Source organism: Rufibacter roseus, from assembly GCF_001647285.1.
Classification (GTDB): domain Bacteria; phylum Bacteroidota; class Bacteroidia; order Cytophagales; family Hymenobacteraceae; genus Nibribacter; species Nibribacter roseus.
This window is the reverse complement of the sequence record NZ_LRML01000014.1, coordinates 1-19,096: the sequence shown is the minus strand read 5'-3', so window position 1 is coordinate 19,096 and position 19,096 is coordinate 1. Positions and strand designations below refer to the sequence as shown.

At 47.9% G+C, this 19,096-nt stretch carries 11 protein-coding genes; 5 read left to right on the top strand and 6 right to left on the bottom strand.

Translation table 11 applies throughout. The annotated features are described in order from the left end of the window. Window positions 1-87: 87 nt before the first annotated feature. The 4 genes from A8O23_RS17215 to A8O23_RS17200 all read right to left on the bottom strand — a co-directional run bounded on the left by A8O23_RS17215 (window position 88) and on the right by A8O23_RS17200 (window position 3,895). Window positions 88-1,059 (bottom strand): Gfo/Idh/MocA family protein, encoded by a 972-nt coding sequence (locus tag A8O23_RS17215; RefSeq protein ID WP_066623927.1) that lies wholly within the window; start codon window positions 1,057-1,059, stop codon window positions 88-90. A gap of 179 nt (window positions 1,060-1,238) precedes the next feature. Continuing rightward, window positions 1,239-1,865: an HD domain-containing protein gene (locus A8O23_RS17210; protein ID WP_066623924.1), complete on the bottom strand. Its 627-nt coding sequence runs from the start codon at window positions 1,863-1,865 to the stop codon at window positions 1,239-1,241. A gap of 22 nt (window positions 1,866-1,887) precedes the next feature. Beyond that, entirely contained in the window at window positions 1,888-3,321 is a 1,434-nt protein-coding gene (locus tag A8O23_RS17205; protein WP_066623922.1) for an energy transducer TonB, read from the bottom strand. Beyond that, complete coding sequence (locus A8O23_RS17200) at window positions 3,308-3,895, bottom strand: RNA polymerase sigma factor (RefSeq protein WP_066623921.1); 588 nt, start codon at window positions 3,893-3,895, stop codon at window positions 3,308-3,310. The genes A8O23_RS17205 and A8O23_RS17200 overlap by 14 nt, the downstream gene beginning before the upstream one ends. Window positions 3,896-4,258: 363 nt before the next feature. Here A8O23_RS17200 and A8O23_RS17195 point away from each other — a divergent pair, with 363 nt between their 5' ends. Together A8O23_RS17195 and A8O23_RS17190 are read left to right on the top strand one after the other, a co-directional pair. Beyond that, window positions 4,259-6,130: a vWA domain-containing protein gene (locus A8O23_RS17195; RefSeq protein WP_066623919.1), complete on the top strand. Its 1,872-nt coding sequence runs from the start codon at window positions 4,259-4,261 to the stop codon at window positions 6,128-6,130. A 399-nt stretch (window positions 6,131-6,529) separates the two neighbouring features. Then, window positions 6,530-8,527 carry a tetratricopeptide repeat-containing sensor histidine kinase gene (locus tag A8O23_RS17190; RefSeq protein WP_066623916.1) on the top strand — a complete coding sequence of 666 codons (1,998 nt, stop codon included), beginning with the start codon at window positions 6,530-6,532 and terminating at the stop codon, window positions 8,525-8,527. Window positions 8,528-8,541: 14 nt separating this feature from the next. Here A8O23_RS17190 and pbpC read toward each other — a convergent pair whose 3' ends face one another. After that, window positions 8,542-10,890: a penicillin-binding protein 1C gene (gene pbpC / locus A8O23_RS17185; protein ID WP_066623912.1), complete on the bottom strand. Its 2,349-nt coding sequence runs from the start codon at window positions 10,888-10,890 to the stop codon at window positions 8,542-8,544. 342 nt (window positions 10,891-11,232) lie between these two features. Here pbpC and A8O23_RS17180 point away from each other — a divergent pair, with 342 nt between their 5' ends. Next, window positions 11,233-11,646, top strand: a complete 414-nt coding sequence (locus tag A8O23_RS17180; protein ID WP_066623910.1) for a SpoIIAA family protein — start codon at window positions 11,233-11,235, stop codon at window positions 11,644-11,646. A 228-nt stretch (window positions 11,647-11,874) separates the two neighbouring features. On the opposite strand, the gene A8O23_RS17175 is transcribed toward A8O23_RS17180, so the two are convergent. Further along, complete coding sequence (locus A8O23_RS17175) at window positions 11,875-17,313, bottom strand: alpha-2-macroglobulin family protein (RefSeq protein ID WP_066623908.1); 5,439 nt, start codon at window positions 17,311-17,313, stop codon at window positions 11,875-11,877. 480 nt (window positions 17,314-17,793) lie between these two features. On the opposite strand from A8O23_RS17175, the gene A8O23_RS17170 reads away from it, so the two are divergent. Together A8O23_RS17170 and A8O23_RS17165 are read left to right on the top strand one after the other, a co-directional pair. Continuing rightward, window positions 17,794-18,072 (top strand): hypothetical protein, encoded by a 279-nt coding sequence (locus tag A8O23_RS17170; RefSeq protein WP_066623905.1) that lies wholly within the window; start codon window positions 17,794-17,796, stop codon window positions 18,070-18,072. A gap of 54 nt (window positions 18,073-18,126) precedes the next feature. Beyond that, on the top strand, window positions 18,127-19,035 hold the full coding sequence (locus A8O23_RS17165) for a YihY/virulence factor BrkB family protein (protein WP_066623898.1): 909 nt from the start codon (window positions 18,127-18,129) through the stop codon (window positions 19,033-19,035). Window positions 19,036-19,096: the final 61 nt, after the last annotated feature.

Sequence of the window (19,096 nt, the reverse complement as noted above, 5' to 3'; positions counted from 1 at the left end):
AGCAGCTTAAGTTCCTTTTTCTACTTCGTGAATAGCGGGGAGAAAGGGTTGTGCAATTGATTGTACTACAAAAGAGCAGAATTAAAATCACTTCGTGATTTGGTCCATAACCCAGGCAGTGCGCGCAGCTGATTCTCCGGTGCTGGGGCAGGTGCCTTGGCCTGTCAATTCCTCCACTATGGTCTGGATAAACGGCTGCTGCACGTGGGGCGGGGGCGGAAGCAGGAACTCCTGAGTTCCTTGCTCATTTTCTAGTTTTACGGGTTCAAGGGCAAAAGAAGGGAAGGTGATGCGGCCTTTACTGCCTACTATTTCTATCACATCGGTATGCTGCTGAGGGTGCACCGTAAAACACCAGGTGCCGGTGCCGAGTACACCACTCTTAAAAGAGAAATGGGCGGTCACAATGTCCTCGGCGGGGTAAAGGCCTGCTTGGTTGGCGGTTTGTCCCGAGGCAGTGGATATTGGCCCCAAAAGAAAGTCTAGGTAGTCGAGCTGGTGCGGAGCAAGATCATAAAATAACCCCCCGCCGGCAATATCCGGTTGCACGCGCCAAGGCAGCTGGTCTTGCTGAAGGTTAGACTGCACCGGGTGGAAAAGCCTGATGTTCACAAACCTGATCTCACCAATAGCACCGTTATCTACCAACTCCTTCACCTTAAGAAAGGAGGGTAGGCACCGGCGGTAATAAGCTACAAACAAGGGCACGCTTGCCTCTTGACAGGCCTCTATCATTTGCTGGCACTGGGCGTAGTTCAAGGCCATCGGCTTTTCAACATACACCGGTTTGCCCGCAGAAGCCACCTGCAGGGTGTACTCCAGGTGAGAATCTGGTGGAGTAGCAATGTACACAGCGTCTACTTCGGGGTCATGAATCAGATCAGAAGCGTTGCTGTACCATTTTGATACTCCGTGCCGTTGGGCATAGTCCTGCGCTTTGTCGGCGCTGCGGCGCATGACGGCAACCAGTTCTGAGTTATCTATTTTCTGAAAGGCTGGTCCGCTTTTTACCTCGGTTACATCTCCGCAGCCTATTATTCCCCACCTAATGGTTTTCATGACGCTGTTTTTGGCTTGTTTTCGGAAAAGTAGGCCAAAATCAGCTATTTGTAAAGGGGGGCTGAAAAAGAGTAGCCGAGCGAGCTGCACTGTTCAAAGAATTGAAATGGTGTATTAGGTCTTGCAAAAATGGCCAAACTTTGTCTTTTGTTCTGAATGGTACGGTAGAGGAGGAGAAGTTAGATCAAAGTCTCCAGCTCTTTTTGCAGATTGTTCCGCGCCTTCTCTTCCCAAAGATCTCTGAAAAGTGGGGTTTTGAAAATTTGCTCCTGCCCCAGAAAATGGAGCAGCACTTTCTCACGTCCGGGCAGATACAGGAAATCGGGGTAGAGGCGGTATTCTTTCCGTATCTGTCCGCAATATTGCTGATATGCTTCCCAATCTTTCGCCAGAATGGAAAGATCCAGGTCTAGCAGCAGGTTTACATCTGGGTTTGAATGAACCTCATGTTTTTTGGTGGCGAGAATCATTTCCTGCACCTGTTGCACCTGCTCTTCTGATAAGCCTAATTGGAGCAATCGTAGTCCGGCAAACTCGGCGCTTTTCTCTTCATTGTCAGTGCGGGATGCTTTGTAGACCACATCGTGGTAAAATATAGCGAACTGCACCAGCAAAGGTCTCTGCATTGATGCTTCATGCTCCTGCGCCAATTGCAGCATGTTCTGTAGGTGCTGTAATGTGTGGTAGTGCCGGGAGGTGGCAGAGTATGCCGTTTCCAGTTCATTCCAAAGGTGGTGGATCAGTGCTTTGTCTGAGGAAAAGTGCGCGGCGAGCTGATGCCAGGTTTGCTGCAAGGAAATTTTCATTCTGACCTTTAACGTACAATACTTAGGGTAGTTTAAACCGAATGGCAACTTTCACTTGCTGTGGTGCCGGAACCCCATTGGTGGTACCTGCTTGCCAAGATGGCCCTTCTTTGATAAGCCGTAGAGCTTCCGCATCGGCGGTTGGGCTAAGTGATTTTACCACCCGTGGATTTTCAGTTTTGCCAAATCTAGAAACGGTGAACTCCACTACTACTCGTCCTTTCACCTGTTGGGCTTTGTCTGCCTCAGGGTAGCGAAGGTTTTGTTTTATGTATTTTCTAAAAGCTAACATGCCACCCGTTGGTTTTGGGGCAATGACCACATCAGGCGTTGCGGCTTTTGTCTGCGTGCCATAGCCCACCACCACTACTTCTGACAATGCTCTGTCATCAGATTGTAGCTGGACTTCCAGTGGTTTGCTGTTATTTTTCACTACTAATTCCTTCGGTATAAAACCTAGGTAGCTGAACACCAACGTCTGTTTATCAGATGGCAGAGGTAACTGAAACTGCCCATTTATGTCGGTGGAAACGACTTGGGCAGTGCCTTTGATTTGTACGGTTACCCCAGGCAAGGCCCCGCCGTCCGTAGAAACAACTTTGCCCACTATCATTGGTGCTGCCGAAACAGAGGCGGTGGAGCCTGCTAATGAAGAGTTGCCTCTGATCATGATTTTTGGAGGGGCACTGGCTTTGGCTTTTTGCCGCGACTCATCATCGGCGGCTAGCTTGTTTACGGCTATCGCCTTCTGGTCTGACTGCCAAGCAGAATCTGTCAGACGACCAGCCGAGGTGATTTTTAACGGTGCCGTTGATTCAATTTGGTTTAGGTTCTCCTCCTCTGCCAGATCTAGAAACCCGCTGGAAGTAGGTGTTTGATTCTTAGGAACTGCATCAGCCATAATTTCTTCATCCTTTTTGACTACCGGCGGAGTGAACCTGACTACTTCCTGCTGCTTCTGTTGTGCCAGGGGTTTCAGAATTGCCACGCTTTTTTCTGCTTCATGTTTTTCAGACGGAGAAGTGGGTACTTCCGGGGCAAGTATGGCCATTGGTGGCTCTGCGGGTTTGAGAACAGGTGCAGTTTCAGTAGCCAGTGTGTCGTTAAGACGGTGTTGGCTGTATTGCTGGTACACCACCACGCCTAGCGAGCAAAGCAGCACCAGTATGGCAGCGGCGGCGCGCCAATCAAACCACAAAGGTGTTGCTCTTTTTTTCTGCTCGGCAAGCCGCGCCTGCAACCTACTTTTTATGTCAGTCACGGCGGCTTGGGTAACTTCTGGAGAAGACAAAGCCATCCCTTCGGCTACATCTGAACACATCTCACAAGAAAGCAGGTGGCGCTCCACCTTGTGTTCCGCCTCTGGAGACAGCGCACCCGTTTGGTACTGCCGCAGCAGCCCCAGCGGAGGATGATCCTCCGGGCTCCAGTCTGTACCTAGGTTAGGGCTGTTCATAATTTTTCTCCAGATAATGTTTCAGGTTTCGTTTGCCGTTTTGAATATAGCTTTTCACTTTGTTAAGCTCCCACCCCGTTAGGTCGGCCACCTCTTTGTAACTTTTCTGTTGCAGGTAAAACAGTTCCAGGCAAGTACGCTGCTCTGTGCCTAGCTCTATCAAACCTTGTTCCAGAAGTTGTAGCTCCTGTTCGTGCTGTTCTTCATTAGGAGGATGCAAATGAGCCGATGATTCCACAGACAGCACCAACTTTTCATCTAAGGTCTGGGTGGTTTTGTTTTTAGCCGACCGCAGCAGCATAAGGCAGTGGTTCTTGCTGGTAGTGTGGAGCCAGCTCTTAAAGTTGGTGACCTCGTGCTTTTTCAGGGAAGTGAGCAGGTTCTCGAAAATCTGCATGGCCGCGTCGCGGCTTTCCTCTTCGACTTTCAGGTACTTCCGGCAGACAAGGTACACCATCTCGGTGTGGCGCTCAAACAAAGTACCTATGCAGTCCACGTCACCAGTTTGCTGGTACTGCTGTACCAACTCCAGGTCATCGGGAGGTTTTGCACGGGAGAAGAGTTTGAGAAACATGGTTTGGCTTAGCCAAATTGGAAATTATGAATTAAACATTAGAAGTATTGGCCGAACGGCTGGTATCCGGATAAACGGCTTCTAAAAGATTTGGCGATGCAGTTGGCTAACAGACTCCTAAAATAAATAGAATATACCGGATGTCGCTACATAATTTTCTTCAGCCTAATCTAATTCTCTTTTGCCTCCTCTGTTTTGGAGGTGTTTTCTTAAAAACAGCCTGAAAACAGAAATGCTTGAGAAACACAATTCCTTATATCTCTTAAAACTTTTGTTTAAGTAAAAAAAGATTCAAAATTTTTATGACCACCGTGTGGAATTAGCGCTAAGGCTGCATCTAACAGGAAACCAACCGCTAAAGCCATGAAAAAATTTATCTCAACTATCGCCTTTATGTTACTGGTGTTTGTGCTGCAGGCCCAAGACAGAATCATTACCGGAACTGTAACCGATGCCCAATCTAGTCAAAGAATGCCAGGTGTAACTGTGCAAGTGAAAGGAACTGCTACTGCCGTAGCCACAGACCAATACGGGGCCTATTCTATCACGGTGCCAGCGCAGCGTGATATTTTAGTGTTCACCTTTCTTGGCTACAAAAGTCAGGAGGTGAAGATAGGGAAGCAGACCAAAATCAACGTAAAACTAGCTGTTGACGGCCGTGCTTTGGAAGAAGTGGTGGTCACCGGCTATGGTACCAAGTCCAAAAGCGGAAAGATATTGATTAGAGGGGTTGCCGGCATAAAAAGTTCTGTCAAATTTACTCCACCAGTAGTGAAAAGGGATCAGGAGGTTATAGGAGATTATAATACTGAAGAATACACTACTATTCATGACAATGCCTTTCTAGAGCCAAAGAACAATCCGCTTTCTACTTTTTCTATTGACGTAGACAACGCTTCTTACAGTAACCTGCGCCGCTTTCTGCACAACGGCCAAACGCCACCCAAAGACGCAGTGCGCATAGAGGAGATGATCAACTACTTCAATTACCAGTACCCGCAGCCGCAGGGGGAGCATCCGTTCTCGGTGGTGACGGAGTTGTCTGACTGTCCCTGGAACAAAGAGAACAAATTACTGCACATTGGTCTACAGGGCAAAGAAATCCCCACGGAGAACTTACCGGCCTCTAATCTGGTGTTTCTGATAGATGTATCAGGCTCTATGGATACGCCAGAGCGGCTGCCTTTGGTGAAAGCCGGCTTCAAGATGCTGGTGGAGCAACTGCGGCCCCAAGACAAAGTAGCCATAGTGGTGTACGCCGGAGCAGCGGGTCAGGTGCTGGAGCCAACTTCCGGTGCAGAAAAGGGAAAGATTTACGCCGCCATAGAACGGCTTCAAGCCGGTGGCTCTACCGCGGGTGGAGCCGGAATCAAACTGGCTTATCAACTTGCCCAGAAGAACTTCGTGAAAGGCGGCAACAACCGCATTATACTAGCCTCCGACGGTGATTTTAACGTGGGCGTATCCAGCACCTCAGAGCTGGAGCGGCTGGTGGAGGAGAAGCGGGAATCAGGGGTGTTCCTGACGGTGCTGGGCTTTGGCATGGGCAACTACAAAGATTCGCGCATGGAAACTCTGGCTGACAAAGGCAACGGCAACTACTCCTACATTGACAATCTGCTCGAAGCCAAGAAAGTATTCGTGAATGAGTTTGGTGGTACACTTTTTACCATAGCCAAAGACGTAAAACTGCAGCTGGAGTTCAATCCAGCCGTGGTGAAAGCTTACCGGCTTATTGGGTATGAAAACCGCATGTTGAAGAGCGAAGACTTCAACAACGATAAAAAAGACGCCGGCGAGCTAGGCTCTGGCCATACCGTAACAGCTTTATATGAAATTATACCCGTAGGAGCGGCCTCATCTACCACGTTGGCCAAGGTAGATGAATTGAAGTACCAGGAGGTGAAGGCCACGACCAAAGCGGTGAACCCAGACGAGATGGTGACCATTAAGTTGCGTTACAAAGAACCCGATGGAGCCAAAAGCAAGCTACTGCAGCAAGTGGTACAAAAGAATGGAATTGCTTTTGCCCAAGCGTCTGATAACTTCCGGTTCTCGGCGGCCGTGGCCAGTTTCGGAATGCTCCTCCGTGACTCAGAGCACAAGGGTGCTTCTTCATATCCTTTGGTACTGGAGTTAGCCGAGGGTGCTCGCAGTAAAGATAAAGAAGGGTATCGGGTAGAGTTTATAAATATGGTAAAGTCGATGAGCCTGCTGAGTCAAAACAGAGATTAATTTAATATAAGAAACATTATATATTAGTTAAAGCTGTTTCAGGGTTCTTTTTGAAAAAAGAGCCCTGAAACAGCTTTTTATGTAGATACATGTATTTTGAAAGTATTATGTTTGACATGAAAAAGGGTGCTTTTTCTTTGCTTAATTTCAAATAGCCTTCAGTAGGAGCAGTCAAAAGTATATCCTAAGGATGGAGAGGATATATTAAATAAATTAAATTTATACTCCCCTCTTAATTCCCTTCTGAAATTGAGTAACTTGTACTAATTTACAGTTACTTAGGCGCAAAAAATATAAACTGGAAATTGAATGAATTTCCGCGAGCTGTTGTCTCTAAGTTGAGCTGTAGAAGATGCAGAGCAATGAGCCGGCACTAGTTATGTACCCCCTTTATTGTATATGAGATTACTCTTACTGTTTATTTTTTTATATCCATTTGCGTCTTTAGCACAGCAGTCGCAGATAGATAGCCTGTCTGCAGCGCTTTCAAAATCCTCCTCTGACTCAGCTAAAGTCATTTTGCATTGCGCCCTCAGTAAGCAATATGCTCTGTCAGATGTGCCTAAAGCCACTCAGCATGCCAAAGCCGCTGAGAAGGTGGCTACTAAAATTAATTCACTTTCTGGGTTAGCAACAGCCTTGAACCAACAGGGTCACTTGCACTTAGTACTGGGCGAGTTTGACAAGTCGTTGGCGCTGTTTTATCGTGCCCTTACGTTGGGTTTAAAAGCAAAGGATACCACGCAGTTGCTGGTTACTTACACTAAACTTGGCGTGCTCAACAAAAAGACCAAAGATCAGAAAAGAGCTTTAGAGAACTATGCCATTGCCGAAAATTTGGCAAAGAAAGCGAAAGATAATCTGGCGCTGAGCAAGGTCTACAATAACATTGGTAGCCTTCATGCTGATAACACCGAGTATAAGAAAGCATTAAAGTACTTTTACAAATCAGCCGAGATACCTAATGCCTTGTCTGATAAGCAGTCTTATGCCATTACTCTCCAGAATATTGGAGAAATGTACATTAAACTGAACCAGCCCGCCACTGCCCGTGAGTACCTTTTTAAGGCAGCTAAATTAGATGCTGAGGTGCAGAATAAGATGAATATGCCTGTGACCTTTGGCACTTTGGCCCAGTCGTACCTTGCCGAGCAAAATTATAAAGAGGCGTTGGTGTATGCTCTCAAGAGTATGGACATAGCTACCCAAACAGGCTCTAGCAAAAAGATTTCTGCCTCAGCCAAGCTGTTGCAAAGTATATATGAGGAGCAGCAAAACTTTACGCAAGCTTATAAATACCAGTCGCTTTATCTGGAACATCAGGATAAACTGGATGCAGAAAGTCAAAATAGGGCAGCCGCAGAAATTACAGCTCGTTATGAAAATGACAAGCGCGATTTAGAGACACAAAAGCTCAGGGCTGAGAAAGAAAGCCAACTTGTGAAAATAGAGCATCAACGGGTTGTATTGGGCTTATGTATCACTTTTTTGGTGCTGGCATTCATGGTGCTGGTTGAATTGGTTTTAAGAAGAAAGCATTTAAAAGCTGCCAACAATGAGCTGAAGAATGTTAGCCACCAATTAAAAAACCAAAACGAGGAAATCATTCGGCAGAAGGAAGAAATTCAGCTTCAGGCTATTGCTTTGCAAAAACAGAATGAATTGCTAGAGAAGCATAACCACTTCAAAAGCAAAGTATTTTCCATAGTGTCACATGATTTGCGTTCTCCTTTTACCACCATACAAGGAGTACTGCAATTGGGGCAGGGAAACCTTATGTCTGAGCAAGACATGAAGCGAATTTTTGGCCTGCTCAGCAAAGACGTAGACGTGGTGCTGGAAATGCTGAATAATATTTTGGTATGGTCCGGAAATCAGATGGAGGAAGACGCCCTGCAGATAAAACCTATCAGTGCATTTGATCTGGTAGAAGATTGCCTGCAGTTGGTGACGGACAAAGCTGAGCAGAAAAATATCTTATTTGAAAATCAAATTGAGCAGAATGCAGCCGTATTGGCCGACAGAGAGCGATTGGCCTTCGTGTTCAGAAACCTGCTCATGAATGCGGTTAAGTTCTCTTATCCTGGAGATAAAGTGACGCTGAAAGCCCAAGAGGAAAATGGTGCCTTGGTGATTAAAGTATCAGATACGGGCAAGGGAATATCAGAAAGAAACTTAGCTAAACTGTTCACCAAAGTGCGGTTTACCACCCTTGGTACTTCTCAGGAAGTTGGCACTGGCCTTGGCTTAATGCTCTGCAAAGAACTATTGGAAAGCATGGGAGGCACCATTTCAGTGGAAAGCGTGGAAGGAAAAGGAACTACCTTCTCTGTAGTGCTTCCTAAGGCTGCTCTTATGGTTGCCCATAAAGAGGATTCTGAGCTGGCCTGTGCCTAGAAAGTTCACTTTCTTTACCTGATAAACCGCACCTTTATGTAGGTGTTGGCATTGCGGCCTTGGTCATCGGTACAGGAAATTTTGATCTGCCCCGCCTGAGTAGGCTCAAAGAAGACCCGCTCATTGGCCGCGGCTGACTGTAAGAACTTGTCGTTCACGTACCAATACACTTTTTTTACTTCGTTGATGGTGTTGCAATGCAGCATCAGTTTCTGGTGCTCTTCACGCTCCAGAATAAATTCCATGTTGGCGGTTGGTGAAGTGATTACCGGGGCAAATTCCTGAAAAATACGCTGGCAGCTGGGGTTGTGTGGCGGAAGCTTCTGGAAGGGCAGATGCTCCGCCGCAAAGAAGGTGACAATTTCAGGGGCGTAGTTAGGGTACCATTTCTGTTTCACACCAGCGGCAGGTTCGCAGCTGGTACAATAGGCAAACTTTTCATCTACAGACACCGTCACCTTTTTCAGGTGCGAACATTTAAGAACAGTTGAAACGCCTGGAATGTAAGTATCTGGCACCAGATCTTGGCAGAAGTTGTTTGCCGGTAAGCCGCTTTCTGCGCAGACAGTCCGATAGGCGGCACCTTGCGGAGCCTTGTACCATTGGTTGGGGCTGTTGTAATCAATAGCGTTGAACAACGCAAAAAGCAGAGGAGTGGCGGTATCAGTTCCATTGAGTTCAGGTACGCCCTCGCCAGAGAAATTGCCCACCCACACGCCAATTGTGTACTGCTTGTTGTAACCAATGCTCCAGGCATCTTTTCTTCCGTAAGAGGTTCCGGTTTTCCAAGCTATCTTAGGCAAATGGGCACTGCTTTGGGAGTTGTGCGGTAAATCTGGCCGCTGCAACTGCGTCAGGATCTGGTTCACCATAAACGCCGACGCTGGGCTTAATAACTGCTTTTCTTGCCGCGCCGTGTCCTGCTGCAGCCAACGGACAGGCGCATGTTTTCCCTGATTGGCAAAAGACGCGTACAGCATGGTGAGTTCTTCCAGCGTGGTGCCACAGCCCCCTAAGATCATGGACAGGCCCATGTTGCTGGCGCGGCGCTTCATTTCAGAGAATTCTGCCTGTTGCAGTTTCTGCACAAAAGCCTCTACGCCCATTTGGTCCAGCAGTTTTACCGCCGGAATATTCAGTGAAGTAGCCAATGCCCGCTCAATGGTTACGTTGCCGCTGTAGGTACCGTAGTAGTTTTCGGGGCGGTAGCCAGAATAGTCAATGGGCACATCTGTCACTACGGCTTTAGGAGTAATGAGGCCTTTGTCAAAAGCGGTGGCGTAGAGAAATGGCTTCAGCGTACTACCCGGAGACCGTACTGCCCGCACCCCGTCTACCTGCCCCGCATGGAAATCATCATGGAAATCGGCGGAGCCAAGATAAGCTTCCACGGCCATAGTTTGATTGTTGAGGACCAGTACCGATGCATTGTGGATGTTCCGGAACTTCATCTTCTGCATATAGTTGTATGCCAGCTGGTGCACTTTCTCCTGTACCGCCGGGTTCAGGTTGGTTTTGATGTTAGATTGCTGGGAGAACTTGCGGCGCATGCGGTAGGCAAAGTGCGGGGCTATTTTCGGAGCGTCTAACCTTGCGGCATTCAGGGGTTCTGCCAAGGCATCTTCAATGGCTTGCGCAGGAAATGCTCTCTGTTCTGCGTATCGCTGCAGCCATTTGTTCCTAAAGTCTACTATGCGCGCATTTTGCACCCCAATCCGCAGCGAGGAGGGCTTGTTGGGAATTACAGTTAAGGTGACCGCTTGCGCCAGACTCAATTGTTTCGGAGACTGATGGAAGTACAGCACCGATGCCGCTTTTACCCCTTCAATGTTGCCACCATAAGGTACCAGGTTTAGGTACAACTGCAGAATTTCGTTTTTGCTGTACCGCCACTCCAGCTGCAGCGCCCGGAACATTTCCACCAGCTTATTGCCGTAAGTTCTTTCCTGGGGGTGCAGGAGCCTTGCCACCTGCATGGTGATGGTAGAGGCTCCCGAGGTTTTCCGTCCCTGGAGCAGGTTGTTCATAAACGCCCGGCCCACCGCCACCGGATTTACCCCTGGATGATAATAAAAGTAACGGTCCTCTTTCAGTAGCACCGCCTGCTTCAGAACAGGGTTTATTTCATCTTCCTCCAGCTGCATTCGCCATTTCTCATCTGCACTCAAAAAGGCGTTCATCACCGTTCCGTCTTTGGCAGTAATCACCTGTGAAAATGAAATATTTACCTTTAGCGGGAAAGCTAAATTCAGCAGAATGAACAGCAAAACAGGGAGAAGCAGAAAGCCAGCTAATAAAAACCGCCACCGTTTGTTTAAAAAAACAAATGGAAGCTTTGGGTCAAAACTTTTGGCAGGCGGCATGTGCGGGAATAAAGAAGACTATGAATTCATTTTAAAGATAAGAAGAAGGAGGGAGTTGGTCTAATTCCCTCTCAAATGGATGCTCATGAATTTGTTTTGAACCTGTTTTAGAAAAATCAGCCCCAAAACATTTAGCCATTTCTTTTACGTATTTAGTACAGTGCTTTTCCATTTATGTAAACCCAAGCCTGTGGTAAAGGCTGATATATAGATAGAAACTCCATTTGCGGTTTTACTTCTGATTTTTATTAAAACTTTGCAGGCTCCCGACAAATAGCCACAAACTATTTTAGTCACTTTTATGTTAAGCAGTTCTAGCATAGATTTGCTTTTTTACAAGATATGATGCAAGAGCTAAGAAATCCTTTTGGTCGCGTTTACCTCACTATTGATGTTGATAAAAAAAACAAATGGGTACATGTAAACTGGATGGGGTATTTAACTGAAGAAAACATCAAAACTGGTGCCGAAGCATATACTAAAGCACTGGCGGATGTTGGCTATAGTTGTGTCTTGAATGATACCCGTTTGATTTTAGGTAGCTGGAATCATTCTTTAGGTTGGGTGCTGAACGACTGGTCACCTAGAGCGGCACGTGCGGGATTAAAGCATTTTGCTTTGATCACTTCGCCAGAAACATTTGCAGAGTCTACCGCTTCCACTTTCTACTCAAACCTAAAATCTTTCGAGGCCAAAGTCTTCGATGATAAGGCAGAAGCGGAGGAGTGGCTTCGGCAGTTTTCATTGGCGAAGTAGAAAAAGCCTAACCATTTCAAGCTTCAAGATATTGCTGTTTTAGGCGTGGTTTCCTGAAAAGAAGCCTGAAACTCATATATTTCCCAAGACTAAACATCTTTTTGATAGAAGGAGAAAGCAGAGTTTCTGCCGCACCTGCCATCAATCATCTTCATTTGTTTTCGGGCTGCTATTGAGAAAACAGCCCGAAAACGAAATTCCTACCTTGTCTTCTTGCTCAAATAACTTTCATCTATTTACCCTGACCGTTCCTGCGCCGTAGTAAGAATGGTATTCTGCATTGTACATGGCATCAGCGCCAATTGGCCCCATTTGAAAGACACCGGGGCTCACGGCACGAACCTGATAAAAGAAGTACTGTGGTTTAGGTTTGGCAGTAGTGTATAGATTGATGCGGTCGTCGCGGATGTCTATGTGATCTGGCTCGGCAGGAGACATGTTCTGGAGCCACTGGAATTCACGCGACGTCATCAGGCGCGGGTTCTCAATCTCAAATCCAGCGGGTAGTAAATCAGTGATGGCTACGTTAGGCACGGTTCTGTTATCCAAAGACTGCAGCTCTACCCGCACAATCACCAGGTCGTTTTGCTTAAAGGTATGGTTGGTGATGACCGCTCCGTTGCGATCATAGAAAGTTTTGCGCACCTGCAGATGACTGTCTTCCTGTTTATAGGCGCCGCTCTGGCTGATGCCTTCCAATTCCCAGAAGTAGTAAAGGGTCCCGTTGCCGGCACTTTTTAGATTGACTGCTCCTTTGTTCAGTTGGTCTGTCAGGGTAAGGTCTTTGCCGTTATATTTCCCCACCACTTTACCATTTTGCACTGCCTGCACGGTTTGGTTGCCTTTGCTGCGGCTAGCCAGTTTGCCTAGGGCCAATAAGGCGAAAGCCCGCTCTTGGGTGTTGTACCAGTTTTTGCTGCGCAGTTCCTGCGATAGGTGCCTTGAAAGTGTGCCCACCTGCGGGTGCTCTGGGTTAGCCTCTACCAAACTATTCAAAGCAATGGCCATATCACGCACAGGCGAGTAGAAGCTGCCATCCATGGCTCTGACAGAAGTTTCTCCGGCAAAAGAGCGGGGCAAGACCTGACTGAAGCTCTGGTAACTGCCGTTCAGGGAATAGGTGCTGGCCAGCAGGTACTTTGAGTCGGTGGAGAGTTGCTCCGGCTTGGCTTTGTAGAAGTTCATGGTAGGCCAATCGGGCTTGTTGGCCAGCCCCAGCACGTAGAGCGAGTAAATGGTCTCACGTGCGGCAATGAGCTTGCTCTGCAGTTTACGGCTGGCGTTGTAGTACTTGTACTCTTCGGTGGCTTTGGTTTTCACCATCCGCTGCAGGTATTCCATAGCTCTGCCCAACACTTCTGAGCTAACCGGAAAGCCAGCTTTATTAGCTTCCAACAAGAAATGCGTGGCATAGGCACTGCTCCACCAATCTGTATGGGAACCGCCGGGCCAGTAGGTAAAGCCGCCGTCATACTGCTGCATCAACTCAATTTTAGTGATTGCCTCCTGAACCAGGAAATTAGGGTTGAAGGTGCGGGCTTTACTTCCTTGATTCAGGGTACGGGCTAAATCAGTATAGTATAGCAGCGGAAAAGCGGTGGAGGTGGTTTGCTCCAGGCAGCCGTGGGGGTATTGGAGCAGGTATGTAATGTCGTCGGTGAACTGCGCCAAAGGTGAACTGCTCACCACCAGCTTAGAAGCAACCGAAGAGGGTATAAAGTCATGTTTCGGGTTGATGGCCAGAGTAGTGGCATTTTTCATTGAGCCCGCCTCCGTTATTTTAGTTAAAGGGGCGGCCGGACGAACTGAAATGTCGGTGCTGTTGCTGAACTGCTCGCCCATGGCTTTTACAGCCACCACCACTTTGGCCTGACCAATGGCCGGAGAAGCCACAATCTGGTATGTTATTTGGCTCTCAGTGTTGCCGTTAATGGTGGTGGTTTTAGTGCTGGAACCTACTATCCTCAAAGGTCCTGAAACAGAAATGGTGCTACTGGCAGGTGCTCTTTTGGAGGTGGTATTGCTCACCGTTACCGGCACCAACAGTGTGTCTTTAGGGCTGGCAAAACGCGGTAGTGCGGTACTGATGACAATTGGGTCTGCCACCCGCATAATTTTATCGGCGGAGCCGAAAGCGTTGCCTTTGTAAGCCACCGCCATCACCCGCAAGGCTCCGGAGAACTCAGGTACTTTAACGTTCACCGTAGCTTCGCCGCTACCGTTGGTTTTAAGGTGACCACTCCAGATAGACACCAGTTTTACCCGTTTAGAGGTAAGCGGATTGATTCTTTTCTCCAGGTCATACCCGTCGCCGCCCACGCTGCTTCTGCGACCACTGATTTCAGGAAACAGGAAGGGATATAAGTCATACGTGCTGGTTTCAAGGGCACGTTTCTGGTAAAAGAAACTGTGCGGGTCTGGGGTTTGGTAATCTTTCATTTGCAGAATGCCTTCATCTACCACCGCCAGTGTTATTTCAGTGTTGGGCTCGGTTTTCACCTTCACCTGCTGCACCCGTTTAGAGCGGGTTTGGTCAGGGGCAATAACGGCTACCTCTAGTTTAGTTGATTTTTTGGTGACGTTGATGGGTTTGAAGCCACGGGCAATGGTGAGCGGCAGCTGGTTGTCTTTCATTTCCCGAATAGCTATAGCCGAAACATAAACCGTGGGCAGGTGCTCGTCTTTTATTGGCAGCGAAAGCGAGGCGGCTTTTTTATCGGTTTCCAGGTAATGGTAGCTCATGACTTTGTTCTGCTCTACGGTCACCAGAACTTTACCCGCAAACGGTGCTTTGAACAAGAGCTTGGCTTTGTCGCCCACTTCATAGCTTTCCTGGTCCATGGAAATTTCTACTTCGCCTTCATTGCTCACTTCAAAGGAAGTGCTCTCCGTGTCTCCCCAGCCGTAGGCGTAGAACCGTTGAGATACGTAATTGTAGGCGCCCGGCCGCATCACGCGCAGCTCGTATTCTCCCGAGGCCATAGGCGTAAACTGAATGGCTTTTCCGCCTACAGGAATGGCGAAAATCTCATTCATGAGTATGTTCTCTCTGCGCTGGGAATTATACCCGTAATTCTCTGAATACCGCTCAATCACCGACTCATAGGTGTACCGCACCAACTGCACCCGCACGGTAGAAGGGGTAGGCTTCCCGTCTTGGGTGAGGGCGATGAGCGGCACCTGCAAAGGTTGGCGGGTACTCACGTAAGTGTCAAATTTTCTAATGCCGTAATAGTCGTTCTGAGTATTGACAGTGAAGCGGTTTAACCGGTTGACGGGTCGGCCGGTTTCATCAAATACAGTGGTGAAAAGTGTGCCTTCCAACTGGCCTACATCCTGATGGTCGCTGAGGGTGAATTGCTCCTGCGCATTTCCTTTCTCATCGGTCTGGCCCTGCCGCACGTTGCTCTGTATGCTCACATCGCCAGAGGTCTTGATGTCGAAGTTGTAGTCATCGAAGCCCTTTGGTTCAAATGGTTTCTTTTTCAGGCTCAGCTGTACCTCATACGACCTGCCAGAGGCGGGTGGCCCAAACAAATTCATAGCGTTGATGTTCACCTGTAGTTGCTCTCCAGCTCTAAACTCAATTTTGTTCAGCACGGCCGTTACTTTCAGGCGGTCAGGCATGAATTCTTCCACACCAATTTTCTGTGAGTTCAGCAGTAGGTCATTGCCAGAGTATACTTCCAGCGTATAGGTGCCGGTAACGGCGGAAGTGGGAAGATAGAAGGTAGCACTGTGGGCGCCTTCTTTGTTGAGCGTGCCTTTCTGGCTGCGGTACTCTTTGCCGTTAGGTAACAACAGTTTCACTTTGATTGGCAGCCCGGCCACAGTTTTCCAGTCTTGGGTGCGCACAACGGTGTTCACGTGTACTGTGTCGCCGGGCCGGTACAGGTCACGGTCGCCGTAGATAAAAGCGTCATAGGGTGTGGCCGTGGTACGTTTGCCGCCCACATCAAAACGGGAGGTGTTTACCTGAGTTTGCCTGTAGGGCAGGTAGTTGAAGTCCTGGTCTTTGCGGGCGGTGATCATGCCTACTTTAAAATCAGGGGCGGTTTTGTCTATGTCAGAAAAGCGGGCTACGCCATCTGAGTTGGTAGTAGCCTTGTGCACTATCTGGTTGTTGGTGCTGATAAACCTTATTTCGACGCCCTCTAGGGCTTTGGCGTTAAGAATGGAGTTGGCAAACACCAGTACTTCGTTTTGTCCCTGTTTTGAAATAAGCCCAATGTCTGACACGGAAATAATTTTAGAGTCCTTCATCCAGTTCTTGTCGGTGCTGGTGACGTTGAGCACGTACAGGCCTTTGAACTGGCTGTCAAAATCAAGGTCGGCCAGATCGAGGTGGAGCAGGTGGCTCTGACCTTGTTTAGATAGGCTACTGGTTTCATACTCGCGCTCGAAGATGGTTCGACCATTAGATTCGTCTACTTCATAAGAGGAGAAAGAATAATATTCCTCGTTTTCCTCGTCATAATAGCCGTCGTACATTTTACCGTCTTGCAGGTAGCGCAAAATGTTATTTTCATACACTTTGCCAATGCTCACTTTTATGCGCGGCACCTGGGCTATGTTCAGGGCTATGTTGCGGGCACCCTGGCTGCTGAGGTAAATACTTTTCTGATTCACAAAAGACAGATTGGGCTGGTTGTTCTGAAACGAGACCGGATGCTGGTACGTTTGCCCCAGTGATTTGCCTACCACGCCTGCCATTTCACCCGCCACCAACAACGTGTAATTCTGACTGCTTCCAAACTCGCCTCGTAGCACCATGCCGTTTTCCAGCCGCTCTACCGTAAATTCCCGCCGCGGATTCAACGTTACAATGCTCTGTAAATCGGCGTTGGTAATCGGCTGAGAGGTGAACACATAAATGCTTTGCTGCCCTTCTTCCAGCGCCGGCAGCACTTCGGTTACCTGCATCTGTCTGCGACTGGGCAGCACCACTTCCTGCTCAGTGGGTAGTTTGGTGGCGTAAGTGCTGCCGGTAGTAGATAGGCCCGGATTTATGCGCAACTGTACCGGAAGCGCAGCCTCAGAAGTCTGATTGACATTCTTGACTTTAACGGTGAGTTGGTCGCGGTTGCTGCTCACCAGCTCCAGCGGCAGCTGAGTATTGTTTTGGATCACACTGAGCAGTTCGCGCAGTTTGGCGTAGGCCACAGGGTAGTTAAAGTCAAGAAGCAGGCTGGCCTCTAGTTGAGTAGGATTATTCTCGTTGCGCACCCAAAACGCTTTGGCTTTCTCTAGCGCCAGGTAGGCCGTATGAAAACTTACATCCTGCCCCGCCGGAATCTTCAGTTTTGCTTCTGAATGCTTTAACAGGTTCTCGGTTAAGCTGGCTTTATAGTCAGTAGAGGGGGCGAAGGGCTTAGACGGAGAAAACACCAACTCATCAGGTGAAGCCCATTTGAATTTCCCCTCTACTTTGGGGCTGAAGGTGAGGTACGGCACCGTGTCCCACCTGTTCAGGAGAGAGTCAGGTACCAGCTTTTTGTCAAAAGTGAACACCAGGTTCTGCTCCTGCGCTATTTCCGCTTCAAAATTCTTCTGCTCTAGCCGCAGTTCATCGCTTTTGCCCCGGCAACTGAACGTAAGCAAAAGGCAAATAAGCCCCAGGCCCTGCCAAATAGCACGGAGCGGAGAAGAAGTATAGAAAAGCTTCATGTGAGGTGAAGAGAGAGGTGGTATATATTCTCTTAAACATACAAATTCCCTATATATTGTCAGAGAAGTAGATGTAATTTTTTGTTCTGTCTATCAGTTGTTTGGTAGCATTTGGAGCTGGGGTGCTGTATAGGGAAATTTTACTGTTGTGCTTGTCCTTTGCGCCAGCGCTCTACGGACCTGCCGAACCGTTACACTCCCAATTAGTTCATTATGCAAGCATCTGTAACAGTTGGCTTAAGGGTTCCACCGACACTGCCAAATCGTGCAACGCTGCTAAGTCTATTAAACGAACAGAATGAATTTTGAGGAGGCGCAATACTTTGCGTTTCCCACGCTTTTCTCTTTTGGGCCTGTTTTCCTGAAATGAGGCTTAAAATGACCTGCCGGAAATAATTAGATTTTCTGTGGTGGAATCACCGCAAATAACCATGCTTCCGGCTACCCGTAAAAACAAGCTCTTACTATTCTTCCTGAAATATGAATTCATTGAAACAGATTAAATTATTGACATGTGTACTGATGCTAGGATTTCCGCTGATGGTGAGTTGCTCTGCTTTTAACAGCAGTGTGTCAAATGATCCGGCCGTGAAAACACAGCGTGAGCACGTAGAAAATCTGAGAGCAGAGGTGAGAAACGCAGAAAGTAACACGAAAGAGGCAGAACTGCGTGAGAAAGCTGCAAAGAATAGGTTGAAAGCGGCAGAAGCTGAACTAAAGGTGTTGGAGTCTGAGGTAAAACGCAGAAGCAACCAATAATTCTGGAAGCTAATTCTTTTGTAGAGTCTTTTCTGTCTGATCTTCCTTTACAGTATGACTGAGTTTTTAACCTCTACCTGGTCACTCACCAAAAAAACTTTCAAAGAATTTGCCGATGACAAGCCCCTGGACTATGCGGCTATCATTGGGTTTTACACCATTTTTTCGCTGCCCGCCCTCCTTATCATCTTAATAAGAATTGCCGGGTCTGCTTTTGGGCAAGATGCGGTGCGGGGTGAGGTGGTTAAGCAAATTGGGGGAGTAGTGGGTCAAGACAGCGCTCTGCAGATTCAGAGCATTATTGAGAACGCCAGCCAATCTTCGTCAAGTACTATAGGTACCATCATAGGAGTATCTACCATGATATTTACTGCAACCACGGTTTTTGTGGCGTTGCAAGATGCCCTCAATGCCATGTGGGAGGTGAAGGCGAAGCCCCAGAAAGCATGGTTGAACATGATTCTGAGCCGGGTGCTTTCGCTGGCCATGGTGGTGAGCTTGGGTTTCCTGCTGATGGTATCACTGTCTATAGAGGTGATATTGGGGGTGCTTAATGAATATCTGAGGAGTCAGTTTAGTGGGGTGGCTGTTTATTTGATCACCGCTGGAAATTTTCTGGTGTCTGTTCTGATCAGCATCGCCATTTTTGCTGCAATTTTCAAGGTACTGCCCGATGCTAAAATAAGGTGGCCCAACGTCTGGGTGGGTGCCACCGTGACAGCTATTTTGTTTGTGATAGGAAAATACGTGTTGAACATTTACCTGCAGTACGATCCGCTTGCCAGCAGCTATGGTGCCGCCAGTTCCATGATTCTTATTCTGGTGTGGGTGTATTATACTTCCATTATTTTTCTTTTGGGCGCCGAATTTACCCAAGTGTATTCCAGAGCGCACGACCAAGGCATTAAACCTGTTGAACATGCTGTGAAAGTAGAAACCCATGAAGTTGAAAAAGAGGATTAGCCTATGCTGCCTAAAGCAATGAGCCCCGTTTTTAGCCTGTTTTCTGAAAACAGGCTAAAAA

Bases quoted from the DNA above. Each gene is read 5' to 3' on its own strand.
- A8O23_RS17215 (WP_066623927.1), bottom strand. From the start codon at position 1,059: ATGAAAACCATTAGGTGGGGAATAATAGGCTGCGGAGATGTAACCGAG.
- A8O23_RS17210 (WP_066623924.1), bottom strand. From the start codon at position 1,865: ATGAAAATTTCCTTGCAGCAAACCTGGCATCAGCTCGCCGCGCACTTT.
- A8O23_RS17205 (WP_066623922.1), bottom strand. From the start codon at position 3,321: ATGAACAGCCCTAACCTAGGTACAGACTGGAGCCCGGAGGATCATCCT.
- A8O23_RS17200 (WP_066623921.1), bottom strand. From the start codon at position 3,895: ATGTTTCTCAAACTCTTCTCCCGTGCAAAACCTCCCGATGACCTGGAG.
- A8O23_RS17195 (WP_066623919.1), top strand. From the start codon at position 4,259: ATGAAAAAATTTATCTCAACTATCGCCTTTATGTTACTGGTGTTTGTG.
- A8O23_RS17190 (WP_066623916.1), top strand. From the start codon at position 6,530: ATGAGATTACTCTTACTGTTTATTTTTTTATATCCATTTGCGTCTTTA.
- pbpC (WP_066623912.1), bottom strand. From the start codon at position 10,890: ATGCCGCCTGCCAAAAGTTTTGACCCAAAGCTTCCATTTGTTTTTTTA.
- A8O23_RS17180 (WP_066623910.1), top strand. From the start codon at position 11,233: ATGATGCAAGAGCTAAGAAATCCTTTTGGTCGCGTTTACCTCACTATT.
- A8O23_RS17175 (WP_066623908.1), bottom strand. From the start codon at position 17,313: ATGAAGCTTTTCTATACTTCTTCTCCGCTCCGTGCTATTTGGCAGGGC.
- A8O23_RS17170 (WP_066623905.1), top strand. From the start codon at position 17,794: ATGAATTCATTGAAACAGATTAAATTATTGACATGTGTACTGATGCTA.
- A8O23_RS17165 (WP_066623898.1), top strand. From the start codon at position 18,127: ATGACTGAGTTTTTAACCTCTACCTGGTCACTCACCAAAAAAACTTTC.